General features: G+C 55.2%; 12 protein-coding genes. 9 read left to right on the forward strand and 3 right to left on the reverse strand.

Translation table 11 applies throughout. From position 1 onward, the window contains the following. The first annotated feature begins 192 nt into the window (after nt 1-192). Nucleotides 193-2,757, forward strand: a complete 2,565-nt coding sequence (locus MY069_RS14675; protein WP_482794531.1) for a response regulator — start codon at nt 193-195, stop codon at nt 2,755-2,757. 12 nt (nt 2,758-2,769) lie between these two features. On the opposite strand, the gene MY069_RS14680 is transcribed toward MY069_RS14675, so the two are convergent. Further along, nucleotides 2,770-3,318, reverse strand: coding sequence for a PAS domain-containing protein (locus tag MY069_RS14680; RefSeq protein WP_482794532.1), 549 nt, complete (start codon nt 3,316-3,318; stop codon nt 2,770-2,772). A gap of 195 nt (nt 3,319-3,513) precedes the next feature. On the opposite strand from MY069_RS14680, the gene MY069_RS14685 reads away from it, so the two are divergent. Next, nucleotides 3,514-4,473, forward strand: a complete 960-nt coding sequence (locus tag MY069_RS14685) for a hypothetical protein (RefSeq protein ID WP_482794533.1) — start codon at nt 3,514-3,516, stop codon at nt 4,471-4,473. A 214-nt stretch (nt 4,474-4,687) separates the two neighbouring features. Then, nucleotides 4,688-7,498 (forward strand): TonB-dependent receptor, encoded by a 2,811-nt coding sequence (locus MY069_RS14690; protein WP_482794534.1) that lies wholly within the window; start codon nt 4,688-4,690, stop codon nt 7,496-7,498. 59 nt (nt 7,499-7,557) lie between these two features. Here MY069_RS14690 and MY069_RS14695 read toward each other — a convergent pair whose 3' ends face one another. Further along, nucleotides 7,558-7,932 (reverse strand): DUF4345 family protein, encoded by a 375-nt coding sequence (locus MY069_RS14695; protein ID WP_482794535.1) that lies wholly within the window; start codon nt 7,930-7,932, stop codon nt 7,558-7,560. A gap of 151 nt (nt 7,933-8,083) precedes the next feature. On the opposite strand from MY069_RS14695, the gene bioB reads away from it, so the two are divergent. Genes bioB through MY069_RS14715 form a run of 4 tightly spaced genes read left to right on the forward strand, consistent with a single transcriptional unit; the run spans nt 8,084 to nt 10,633 of the window. Continuing rightward, nucleotides 8,084-9,085, forward strand: a complete 1,002-nt coding sequence (gene bioB, locus MY069_RS14700) for a biotin synthase BioB (RefSeq protein WP_482794536.1) — start codon at nt 8,084-8,086, stop codon at nt 9,083-9,085. 5 nt (nt 9,086-9,090) lie between these two features. After that, complete coding sequence (locus MY069_RS14705; RefSeq protein WP_482794537.1) at nt 9,091-9,741, forward strand: HAD-IA family hydrolase; 651 nt, start codon at nt 9,091-9,093, stop codon at nt 9,739-9,741. Then, nucleotides 9,738-10,340, forward strand: coding sequence for a putative periplasmic lipoprotein (locus tag MY069_RS14710; protein ID WP_482794538.1), 603 nt, complete (start codon nt 9,738-9,740; stop codon nt 10,338-10,340). The genes MY069_RS14705 and MY069_RS14710 overlap by 4 nt, the downstream gene beginning before the upstream one ends. Continuing rightward, nucleotides 10,340-10,633 carry a 4a-hydroxytetrahydrobiopterin dehydratase gene (locus MY069_RS14715; protein ID WP_482794539.1) on the forward strand — a complete coding sequence of 98 codons (294 nt, stop codon included), beginning with the start codon at nt 10,340-10,342 and terminating at the stop codon, nt 10,631-10,633. The genes MY069_RS14710 and MY069_RS14715 overlap by 1 nt, the downstream gene beginning before the upstream one ends. On the opposite strand, the gene MY069_RS14720 is transcribed toward MY069_RS14715, so the two are convergent. Next, nucleotides 10,634-11,404 carry a DUF1223 domain-containing protein gene (locus tag MY069_RS14720; RefSeq protein ID WP_482794540.1) on the reverse strand — a complete coding sequence of 257 codons (771 nt, stop codon included), beginning with the start codon at nt 11,402-11,404 and terminating at the stop codon, nt 10,634-10,636. It lies immediately after the preceding gene. Nucleotides 11,405-11,567: 163 nt separating this feature from the next. Here MY069_RS14720 and MY069_RS14725 point away from each other — a divergent pair, with 163 nt between their 5' ends. Next, nucleotides 11,568-12,341: an SDR family oxidoreductase gene (locus tag MY069_RS14725; protein WP_482794541.1), complete on the forward strand. Its 774-nt coding sequence runs from the start codon at nt 11,568-11,570 to the stop codon at nt 12,339-12,341. Between the two features lie 55 nt (nt 12,342-12,396). Continuing rightward, entirely contained in the window at nt 12,397-12,774 is a 378-nt protein-coding gene (locus MY069_RS14730) for a VOC family protein (protein WP_482794542.1), read from the forward strand. The last annotated feature ends 4 nt before the right edge of the window (nt 12,775-12,778 follow it).

The following is a 12,778-nucleotide window of genomic DNA, read 5'->3' on the forward strand; positions in this document are numbered from 1 at the left end:
AGGATCCTTTCGAGATCTGTAATGAAACCTGTATAAATGGTCATGTGAGATTAACCAGCCTTCTCGTTTGATTAACCATTTCGAGTGCAAAAGAATAAATTGGGGCGGGACATGTGTGTCCTCACATAGCGACCTGCTGTAAGTAGGCGCGAATCATCAGACTGTGCAGGGTCTGTGTTGGAGTTAAGTACTATGGCCAGTGAAGCGCCTGAAATCCAAACTGAAACCGGAGCTCTTCCGACGCGGCAGTTGGACTGGCTGCAAATGGGGTTTTGGCTGTGCATCCTGCTCGCCATTGGCGCTTCTAGCGCAAGCCTAGCTTGGCCAAATGCAGGTGGACCCACGGGGCTCATCCTCCTGATTTCTATGGCCGCGGGCGGCATGGTTTTCTTGCTATGGATTCTGCGCGGCGCTGGGCGCCGAATGGGGCTTTTCCCAGAACGCGGTGCGATGGCGGATGCGATGCAGCCGGTTACCCCGCGTTTTTCTTGGATTGATGCGCTTGATGAGGCCGCGTTGGTCTGTGATCGCGGCGGTGCGCCGGTCGCGGCGAACGAAGCCTATACCGAGCTCACGCAAATGGCGCTGCTGGGGCAATCTGATGCAATGGGACCTGTTTCGGTCGACCGCATCTTCAGCGCTGCGCCAGGATTGGCGGCACCAATCTTCCGTTTGTCGAAAGCTGCAAAAGCCGGCGAAACCCGGCGCGAAACGCTGCCTGCCATGACGCTCGGGACCGAGGCGCTCCCAGTCCAGTATGAAGCATCTGTTTCACCGCTCAAAGGTGAGCGCGTGATTTGGCGTTTGCGCCGGATCACCGGCTCAGATCATGTCACCGGCGCAGCCGACATGCGCGCGCTGTATGTTGAAGACGCGCCGATGGGCTTTTTCTCGTCCGGACCTGACGGCACGATCACATATGCAAATGGATGGCTGCGCGAAATCCTTGGGGTCTCAGAAAGCGCGAAGAACATTCGTCTCGACGACATTATGCGTCCGGAATTTGTGAAATTGCTCAGACGCGACCGCAAATCAGGTGTGCCGGGTCGCGCGGATATTATGATCCGCTCGAGAGACGGCGTCGAAATGCCGGTGCAAACGATCACGACCTGGCACGGAAAAGGCGCTGATGCGGCAGGGCGCACGATTGTGCTCGCCAACGCGCAAAACCTCCTCGATGGTGAAAGCCGAATGCTCGCGGCCTCGGCCAGTCGGCCGCCGCGCCCCGACGGCGATCCAATGTTTGATGATGCGCCTTTTGGCGCCGTGCGTCTTGAAGGTCAGTCGCTTGAGGGGGCGATCATCACGGATAGCAACCGCGCGCTTATGGGGCTCGCTGGTGGCGGCGCCTCTCCAGGGACGCGCTTTATCGATCTCTTCATTGCCGAAGAGGGCGAAAACAAGCTGCGTGAGCTGTTGCTCGATTCCATCGACAAGCCGGTTGGACTTCGTCTCGCCGATGAAGACCAGAAGCATGTGAATGTGTTCGTGACGTTGGATGGACGCGGCCAACCTGCAGTCGCTTACGTCATCGATATGAGCGAGCAGAAAGAGCTCGAACTGCGCCTCGCTCAAGGCGAGAAGATGCAGGCGATTGGTAAACTCGCCGGCGGCGTTGCGCATGATTTCAATAATGTGCTCACCGGCATCATGCTGAATAATGATGAGCTTTTGACCAAACACCCGGTTGGCGATCCGTCATTCGATCACGTCAAAAAAATCCACGAGTTTTCAGTGCGCGCCAAAGATCTGGTGCAAATGCTCTTGGCTTATGCGCGTCAGCAGACTTTCCGTCGCGAAGTGTTCGAGCCAGGCGATTTCTTGTCCGAGTTTGCGATCCTGCTGGGCCAGCTGCTCGATGAACGGATTGATTTCAACGTTGTGCATGGTCGCGACCTACCGATGATCAAAGCGGACCGAAACCAGCTTGAAACGGCAATCATCAATCTCGCCACGAATGCGCGTGATGCTCTATTGATGGATGGCGGCAAAGGCGGGAAACTGACCATTCGCACGTCTCGGGCGACGGAGAAGGATGCCCATAAGCATGGCTTCCGATATGTTGAGACCGGCGAGTACCTGCTGATTGAAGTGGAAGACACCGGGCACGGCATTGCGCCCGAACACCTCGCGAATATCTTCAATCCGTTCTTCACCACCAAGCCGAAAGGGCTTGGAACCGGCCTCGGTCTCTCGACGGTCTATGGGATTATCAAACAGTCCGAAGGCTATATTTGTCCGATCAGCGAAACGGGCAAAGGCACCACGTTCCAGATCTATCTGCCAGCGCTGAAAGCCGATGAGATTCCGGAAGTTCAAATTCTTGAACCTACTCCGGTTGATGCGATCCCTGTGCCGGTCGATATTTCAGGGCGCGGGCGCATTTTGCTGGTTGAAGACGAAGATGGGGTTCGCTCAATTGCGGCTTCGCAGCTCAAATCGCGCGGCTACGATGTCGAAGAAGCCTGCGATGGCGAGGAAGCTCTCGAAATTCTCGAAGACAATCCGGGCGGATTTGATTTGATCGTCTCGGATGTCGTGATGCCAGGTATGGATGGCCCAACCCTTATCAGGGAAGCCAAAGAGCTGCTTGGAACCGCAAAAGTGCTGTTCATGTCAGGCTATGCCGAACGAGATGTTGCTGCCAAACTGGATGGCGACCAAGAGGTGGGCTTTATGTCGAAGCCGTTCACCGTGAAGCAATTGGCCGAGCGGGTAAAAGCTGAACTCATCGCGCGTGCGCAAGAAGCCGCTTAAGTCCCGCCCAGATCAATCATTATTCGCGACTAGGCGAAGCTGAGCCGGTTGCCGGTCAATCGCAGGTGGATAAATCGCGGTAACGCGGTGGCGCCAAACCGGACGGCCGCCGAGCACAGGGGCCGGTTGCAAAATCTGATACAAACCGAGCAAACGGTTCTGATTGGCTTTCTTGAGTGGGGAGGGCAAAGGCGCCAAAGTTAGCTCAATATCGACTTGGGTTCCGGTCAGGGTTTCGCCTGTTGCAGCGAGAATGCCAGGTTTCCGGCTCTCGCGAACGGATGCGATAAGAGACTCGACCATGGTGCGATCGTGTCCCCGCCACAGAGCCAAGCTATCGTGCTCACTTAAAGCGCGCCCTAATAATGTCTCAAGCCGGTTCCCAGCGTTTCGGAACAGCCAGCGGCCTTCCTCAGACTCCTCGATCACGAACAAACACTCTAATAGATCTGGGTGATCGCTGGCGCGGACACTTCTGTCCATTTGCTCCGGAGATTGGTCCATACGCGCCCATGCTGAGAGCAGGGTCTGGGTGTTTGGGTGGTGGTCTGTTCTTGTCATCTTCGCAGTTCTCTTTGCGCGGCGCCTCAGCCACACGTTTGTTTTTCGGTTTGAGACCACTGCCGCAATGTTTGCGCCAGTTTGCAGCTCGCGCATTGGGCGAATGTCGGTTCATTTTGGGGCTCGGTTCGCGGGAGAGGGGAAACTCGGCACGGAACCTGCTTCCTGAGAGGCGAACTGTTCGGGAGTGATCGAATGACCGTCTCAACACGGAACACCCTTCTCGCGGGAGCGGGCCTCTTATCTGCCACTATATTGGGTGGCCTTGCCTATGCAGGTGGCGGCTCTGGCGGCGGCCACGGCCCTGTTGTGCCAGGCGCGCATATGGGGGGATCGAATGGCGGTTATGATGGCGGCCATTGTTGTAAGGGGCCAAAAGGTCCGCGCGTACATGTGCCGGGCGTAAATGTATCAGGTCCGAACGTTATGATCACGGGATCGAACGTTTCTGTGCATCAAGGTAGCATCCATACGAGCACGCAGAGCTTCCTCAGCACGAGTGTCGTCTCTGGAAGTGATAGCAGTGTCGTGTTTGGCGGCGGTGGCGGTTACTTCCAAGCCCAAGGCGTCGCGCCATCCGCAATCGGAGCCTTGAATGTTGAAGGCGCCGACGAGACTTATTTAGAGACAATCACCGAGCAGATTCCAACCGAGGAAAACTTCTGCGAAGAGAATATCGCGATCAAAACAATTGTTCGACCGGTTCAAGCGGTTTGTATTGACGATAAAGGCATTCCGCATCCGGCTTCACGCGTGGATGCGAGCGAGCATGTTCCTGCCGCCTATAAAGGTGAGTTGTTCCGCTGCATGGCGGGCACCAGCATGCAAGTGACGCTAGGCAGTGTTGAAAATGGCAAAGCAAGCTTCGCGCATGGCGAGACATTTGCCTGTCGCAAAGGCGAAGCCCTGACCCATAAGCATGGTGGAAACCTCGCCTGTGCGCCGCAGATGCCAGAGCGCGATTGTAATGAGCGGTCTTTGCTGCGTCGGCATGGACCTGGGATCAAACTGGTCACGGCTCAAGCCCAGCACAAAACTTGTATTCCACGCTCACGCACGGTGATGAAATCTGTCGAGCGCCAGGTTGAGCGGACCCGCCAGTCCAAGGCGCAAGCCATGGTCTTCGATGGCGGGGTTGGTCAGGGCGTAAACTAACCCATATCTCCAACGAAACAGTGTATTCAGGCTGCAGGGCGACCTCTGCAGTCTGCAATACCTGTTGCAGTTTTACCGCCACAAATCAGGTTCCGGACATTTCTGTAAATCTGATCTTGTCAGGTGGAAGGTTTCAACTACTCCTGTTTGTGAGTCCTCCGTAGAGAGAGGATCCCAGAAACATATATTCCTTAATCTTGTCGGGAGGCGTGAGATGAATAGACACACAGGTCCTAATTTTGGTTTGAAAGCCGCACTGTCATTCAGTGTTGGTCTTACAGCACTGGTTGCCGGAAGCGGCCTTAGCGCAATGGCGCAGGAAGATGGCGAAGACGACGCCAAGCGCCTGAATACAATCACCATCACGGCGACGAAACGCGAGCAAACTCTGCAAGATGTTCCGGTTGCTGTTTCAGTTGTCGATGACGCGACGATTGAAAAAGCAGAGATCCTGGATCTCAACGATCTACAGTCAGTTGTCCCGTCTTTGGGCATCCGAACCTTCCAGACCTCGGCCAATGCGACGTTCACAATTCGCGGCTTTGGTAATGGCTCTAACAATGTTGGTGTCGAACCTTCGGTTGGTGTCTTTATTGATGGTGTATATCGTTCGCGGGCTGCGGCGCAGATCGGCGACTTGCCGTCAATCGAGCGCGTCGAAGTGCTGCGCGGTCCTCAGTCTACTCTGTTTGGCAAAAATGCCTCTGCCGGTGTTGTATCCGTTGTGACCCGCAAGCCGTCTGACACGTTTGGCGGCAATGTCGAAGCAAGCTTCGGTAACTACAATCTTCAACGTTATAAAGGCTATGTGACCGGCCCGATCGCTGACGGACTGTCTTTCTCTCTCGGCGGTGGCATCAACCAGCGTGATGGAACCGCGACTGAGATTGTGACTGGCGCAGACGTCAACCAGCGTGATCGTTGGAATTTGCGCGGCCAATTGATGTTCGAACCTACTGAGAATCAAGAATGGCGAATCATTGCCGATATTGATGAAATTGATGAGGTTTGCTGCGTGGTCACCAACATTGTTGATGATGCTGCGAACCGCGCTGTGGTTGAATCTCTAGGGGGGCAAATCGCATCTCCAGGTGATGCATTCTCGCGTGAAGTTGCACTTAACAGATTGCCAGTAAATACGGTGGAAAATCGCGGTATTTCTTTGCATGGCGAAATCGATTTTGATGGATTTACCCTCAGCACGATTACAGCTTATCGCGAGAACGACGCATTCCAGGATTACGATATCGACTTTTCAAGCGCTGATCTCGCATCGTTGCGGGATGATGTTGCGCTCGAAACCTTTACGCAAGAGGTTCGCTTAACGTCTAATGGAGATGGCGCGTTGGACTGGATGGTCGGCGGCTTCTACTTCGATGAAAAAGTATCGCGCGATAGCCAACTTACTTATGATTCACAGTTCCGCGATTTCTTAAACGTTGCGGGTCAAATTGAACTTTCTGGGGATCCAACAAATCCCGCTGTGATCGCTGCGATTACGGGGGCACAAGCCGCTGGTGTGCTCCCGGATGCCATTGCAGGACTATTGGAGCCTGCCGTAAACCTTCCAGCAGGGACCGTAGGTGCTGACGGTAGCGGCACCCTTGAAAGCGTTGGTCAAGACGACGAAGCTTTCTCTCTGTTCGGAACGGCAGACTGGCATCTCACCGACCGCCTGACTGCTTCGTTTGGTCTCAACTATACAAGCAACGAGAAAAAATCGCGTCTCAATATCCAGTCGACCGATGCGCTTGCCGGATTGGATCTTGCTCAGGCGGGTTACAATGCGTTGGTCGTAGGCGTCGCGCAGGCGAATGGCATTGATATCACTAACCCGGCTCAGGTTGGTGCCTTTGTCTCATCTCCGGCCTATGCGGGCATTCAAGCGGTCGCTCTGAATATTGCAAGTAACTTTGACCTTACGGATCCGGCGTTCGACCCAGCCAACCCAGCGACCTTTGCGCCAGGTTCGTCAAACCCATTGGCCGCCTTTGCTGGATTCCAATTCCAACCACCGTTCGTGAACGTTCCGAACGCGATCGAAGACGGGATGACGGATGATGATCAATTCACATACTCGTTCCGATTGGCATATGATCTATCGGACAATGTAAATGTTTACGGGTCTTATGCGACGGGTTGGAAATCGAGCTCGATTAATTTGAGCCGCGACAGTCGTCCATTCCCATCAGACTTTACACCATCCTTCGTATTGGCGACGGAACAGTCGATCGGGCAGATTGTTGATCCGTTCACGGGCGCAGTCATTCGCGCGGCGCCATCGTCTCCGATCCAAGATGCGGGTCTGGCCCAGCCTAATCTGACAGTTGGAACGCGTTTCGCTGAACCAGAAGACTCTGAGGTTTTTGAAATCGGGTTGAAAGGTTCTTGGGAAAATTTTGCGCTCAATGTCGCGATTTTCGACCAAAAAATCGAAAACTTCCAAGGCAATGTCTTCCTCGGTACAGGGTTTGTGCTGACCAATGCGGAAGAGCAGTCTGCGATGGGGCTCGAACTCGACGCGAGCTGGAGTCCAATTGAGAACCTGACGCTGAACTTTGCAGGGACGTTTATCGATCCTAAATATGACAGCTTCCCGAATGGTTCCGGTATTGACGCGTCAGGCGGTGACTTCTCAGTCGACCAGTCCGGTGAAACACCGACCGGTATTCCGAAAGTCATCACATCAACGTCAGTGCTCTACAATTTTGGCCTGAACGAAAACTGGGGCGGATTTTTCCGCGCCGACTGGCAGTATGAAGAAGATACAGACTTCTACCCCGTCTCTAGCCCAGAGCCGCGCGCTCTATTGAACGCAACGGGCTTCACGCGTGAGATTAACCTCTTCAACGCATCGCTCGGATTTGAATCTGCCGGCGGTCTTGGGGTCACGTTGTGGGGACGCAATCTCTTTGATGATGAGCATCTCATCACGACGTTCCCGGGTGTTGCCCAGTCTGGCCGTTTTGATGGTTATCCAAGCCAGCCGCAGACTTACGGTGTGACGGTTCGGAAAACCTTCTAAGCCAAAGCCTAGACAAGAACTCTTTTGGAGGAAGCCCTGCCAATTTGGTGGGGCTTTTTCTATGCTTTTCGGCGCACCAAAAGAGCGGCGATCATGAACATGACGAGCTCGAAACCCGCAAAATACCAATTTGAGTCCATGGCTGTGTCGCCATAGGCGAAAGATGCCCCGCGCCCGAGAACATAGCCGCCCATATAGGCTGCAATGAAACACAGCGCCGCAAACTCAAACCGCGTGTGCAAGCCGCCTAAGAGACACAACAAAGCCGCGCCAAGACTGACGCCGCCATAAACGCCGCGCATCTCAAAAACACCAGCGATTCCTTCGGCGGATACGCCCAGACGGGTGGTCATGCCGGCTGGATCGGTGATCGACCAAAGGCCAAATGCGATGAACATGAGGGCGGTGAAAAGCAGAAAAATGCGAGTGATCATGACAGGGAAGATAGGCCGCATTCCCCGCTTGGCGAATGTGTTGAGGAATTCGGCTGAACAGTCTTGTCATCAGCGCAGGGCTGAGACAGAAGAAACTCCGATCGACTGTGCAGAGACACGGCGAATTGAGTAGACGAACAAGGATCCTCCCATGCCATTTGATATGCCGCGCCATGATTGGCGCAAAGACGAGATCGAAGCGATCTATGAGCAGCCTTTGGACACTTTGATTGGGCAAGCGCTTGAAGTGAAGCGGGCCAATTGGCCGGACGGCGCTCTGCAAAAGTCTCAGCTATTGTCGATCAAAACAGGTGGTTGCCCCGAAGATTGCGGCTATTGCAGTCAGTCAGCGCATTTCGATACCGATGTGGACGCTGAGAAACTCATGCCCCTGGAAGAGGTCGTCGCAGCAGCAAAACGTGCGAAAGCAGGCGGCGCGGATCGGTTCTGCATGGGCGCAGGTTGGCGCTCGCTGAAAGACCGCGATGTTCCAAAAGTTGCGGCGATGATTGCGGCGGTGAAAGCTGAAGGCCTCGAAACCTGCGTCACGCTCGGCATGCTGGAAGACGGCCAAGCCGAAGCTCTGAAAGAGGCTGGTCTTGATTATTACAATCACAACCTCGACACCTCGCCAGAATATTACACGACCGTGGTGACGACGCGGACCTATTCAGATCGTCTCGATACATTGGCCAAGGCGCGAGAGGCTGGCGTAAAGCTTTGTGTTGGCGGGATCCTTGGGATGGGAGAAGGGCGCGCAGATCGGATCGGCTTGATCCACGAACTCTCGAAACTCACACCGCACCCTGAGAGCGTGCCGATCAATATGCTGGTGCCAATCAAAGGCACCCCGCTCGGCGAGAGCCCAGCCGTGAGCGTCACAGAGATGGCGCGGGCGATTGCAACTTGCCGGATTGTTTTTCCGAAAAGCTGGGTCCGCCTATCTGCAGGCCGCGAAGGCATGAGCGAGGGCGAACAGGCTTTGCTGCTCTTGGCAGGCGCGAACTCGATCTTTGTTGGCGACCGTTTGCTGACCACTGATAATCCAGGCGAAGACCGCGATCAGGCTTTGCTGGATGCTGTGGGGTTTGAAGCATCTGGCCATGACGCTATGGAGCGTGCACACAAGAAAACCCTCATCGACGCGAGATAGACAATATGACCACCGACCTGCAGGCTGTAATTTGGGATTTTGGCGGGGTTTTCACCTCGTCCCCTTTTGAGGCGTTCACCCGATATGAAGAACGCAACGGACTTCCCAAAGACTTTGTGCGGTCAGTGAATGCGGTGAACATTCAGGAGAACGCTTGGGCAAAGCTAGAGCGCTCAGAAGTCACAGCGGATGAATTTGATACATTGTTCCGAAATGAGAGCCGAGCCCTTGGACATGAGGTGCCGGGCACGGACATTTTGGGGCTTTTATCGGGTGAGGTCCGTCCGGCGGTGGTCGACGCGCTTAAGATTTGCAAACAGCATGTGAAAGTTGGCTGCATCACCAATAATGCCCCCGTCGGCAAGGGCGCTGGCATGAGCTCAGACTCCAAAAAGGCAGCTCAAGTCTCTGAAATTATGGAACAATTCCATCATGTGATTGAGAGCTCGAAACTCGGGATCCGCAAGCCGGATCCGCGGATCTATGCGCTCATGTGTGAAGCCTTAGATGTTGATCCAGCGCGCTGTGTCTATCTCGATGATTTGGGCATTAACCTCAAACCCGCGCGCGCCATGGGCATGCACACGATTAAAGTGTTAAACGAGGCTCAGCTCTTGCAGGATCTTCGAGAGGCTACCAGTTTTGAGGGCATATGAGAGCACTATTTCTAGGATTAGCATCGACCTTATTGCTTGCCGGATGCGGTGAGAGCGACGGCACGCCGCGCATTCGTGTCATGGTGACGGCGGCGCCAGCGGTTACAGCGCCGGTTGAAGTCGAAGCACCGGTCACGCCGCTAACTGAGGCCGTGGACGCAAAAATTGCTGACATTCGTGACATCCTAGACCGCAACTCGCTATCGCGCCTCGTGCGCTTGGCGAACTCAGAAGAAAATTTTGTTTCCAATTTCGCGGGCGAATCCCACCGGGTTCATTGGGACCTGCTTCGCCGCACAGGGTTTGATCCGCTCGTGCGGCTCGGCGCTTTGCTCGACGGCCCCTATGGCACGCGCCAAGTTGGCGATCAGACCTGGTATATTTGGCCCGACTTTGCGGCCAAGGACGCCGATGACCTAATGCCGGAGCGGCTCGATTTTGCGGATCGTGCGCGCTTGCGGGAATTGGTGGGCGATGTTGGCCTTGAGCGCATCCGTGCGGGGGAAGCCTATCCTGGACTTCGAACAGCGATTGCCGAAGATGGCCGCTGGCTCTATTTCGTTCATGAGACAGTTCAAGAAACAGAAACGAGCGACTAATGACGACCAAAATCGGGGCTGAAACGGCCGTGGCAAAACTTTCGGGTTGGGCGGTAAAATCTGGCGATCGCGATGCCATCGAAAAGACGTTTAACTTTGCCGACTTTAAAACCGCTTTCGGGTTCATGACCTCATGCGCGTTGAAAGCCGAGCAAATGGATCATCACCCAGAATGGTTCAATGTCTATAATCGCGTTGAAGTCACCCTGACCACGCATGACGCTGGTGGGGTGACGGCACTGGATGTTGAACTCGCGGGCTTCATGGACGCGCTTGCTTCGAAACTTTCATAATTATGAGCAATAACTCGCGCCAAGAATCGGGCCGAGGCGATTGCCGCGTTTCTCTTGGATGATGATCGCGCAACCATGCTCTGGTGCGGGTGTTTCGATCTCTAATACAACCGCATCACCGTCATAGGTGCCAATCTGTTCGGCATCGAGCACGACATTGCGGCTGAACAGCCGGACGCCGCGATTTTCGCCGCGCGGCACGGCTGTGGCTTGTTCGGGCAATAGGGTGAGTTGGTAGATGTCTGCGGTCCGGTCCAGTGCAATATCAAAGGCGCCGATGTTCACTTGGGCTGTGTCGCCGGATGCGGAAACCTCGACCGTGGCCATGGCATGCGGAGCTGCGGAGAGCAGGGTTGAAACTTCACGGCTGCGACTGCCCACGGTTTCGGACGCGCCATTGATCACCGCCTGCGGCGTGTAAGCCCCGGCGGTGCCGCGGAGTGCGCGATTATACTGGCGTTGGCGGGCGGTGTAATCGGGATTTGAATAGGGGTCTTTCCAAGCCCCCGCACGGCCATGCACAAGCCGGTCCCAATAATCGACATGCCATTCCAGCACGATCAGATCATCCCGCTCTGCAAGGTCCGCGAACAGCTTTTCTGCCGGTGGGCAGGACGAGCAGCTCTGTGAGGTGAAGAGCTCTGCTACAACCGGGCCCGTCGACGCCGCCGTCGCGGCTGGCAGCTCTTGCAGCGTCTGCGCGCCGCCACGCATGGATAGAACCAAAAGCGTAACCACAACCAGAGCCAGGGCAAGAAGGGACGTCCGCATGAAAATCTCCAAACTGTACTGAAACCTATCTCGCGAGCCGCGCGGCAATTCTCAAATCGCGTTTTTTCAACTCGCCGTGAGCGTCCGTCGCCGCGTCAGGGCTTGCGCCGCCTTAGAAGGCAGCGTTAGACCACGCTCAGACAAAAGATTGAGGAGGATCCATATGGGCCGCGTATCAGGCAAGAAAGCTATCGTGACAGGCGGAGCACAAGGGCTCGGCGAAGCCACCGCGTGGATGCTGGCGCGCGAAGGGGCGACCGTCACCGTCACGGACATTAATGCCGAGGGCGCTGATGCTGTGGCCGCCGCAATCAATGCCGAACTCGGCGATGGAACGGCCTTTGCCTATCATCATGACGTCACCGATGGCGATCGCTGGAAAGCCGTGGTTCAAGAGGCGCACGACGCGATGGGCGGGCTGAACATCCTGATCAATAATGCCGGGATCGGATCGCTGGGCAGTGTTGAAGACGAAGATTATGGAGTCTTCCAAAAGGTCATGAAAGTCGATGTCGACTCGATTTTCCTTGGCTGTAAGTACGCGATCCCGCTGATGCGCGAACATGGCCTCGGCTCGATCGTCAATATCAGCTCGATTGCCGGCATTGTCGCGAGCGGCAATTATGTTTCCTACAACACGGCGAAAGCGGCGGTGCGGCACATGTCGAAATCCATCGCGCTTCATTGTGCCAAAACCGGCGGGCAAATCCGCTGTAACTCTGTCCACCCCGTTTTTATCAACACGCCGATCTTGGACGGTGTGAAGCAAATGTTCGGCGAAGAAGAAGGCCTGGCGAAGCTCGGCCGTCAAATCCCGCTCGGCAAAGTCGGTGAGCCTGACGATATTGCTTATGCCGTGCTTTATCTCGCAAGTGATGAGAGCAAGCTCGTCACCGGCGCTGAGCTGAAAGTCGATGGCGGCATTAGCGCGATGTAGTGCTTGCCAAGCCCGCATGTTCATGTAATGTTCCAGCCTCAACAAGGAGGCTGGAATGATTGGTTATGTAACTTTGGGCACAAATGACTTGGCCGGGAACGCAAAGTTCTACGATGCAATTGCCAAAGAAATGGGCGTTGGCCGGATGATGGACGAAGACACGTTCATCGCCTGGGGCGAAATGGGCGGCCCTGCGGGCGTCGCGATCACCAAACCGTTTGATGGCAATGCGCCGAGTGTCGGCAATGGCACCATGGTAGCATTGCAAGCGAGTGGTCCAGAACAAGTTGATCGCCTACACGCGATTGCGCTTGAGCAAGGCGGCACCTGCGAAGGCAAGCCTGGCGATCGGGGCGGCGGCTTTTATGCTGCTTATTTCCGTGATCTCGATGGCAACAAGCTCAACGCATTCTGCATGATCGCAGCGGATTAGCGAA

The organism is Hyphomonas sp. ske169 (assembly GCF_056850855.1).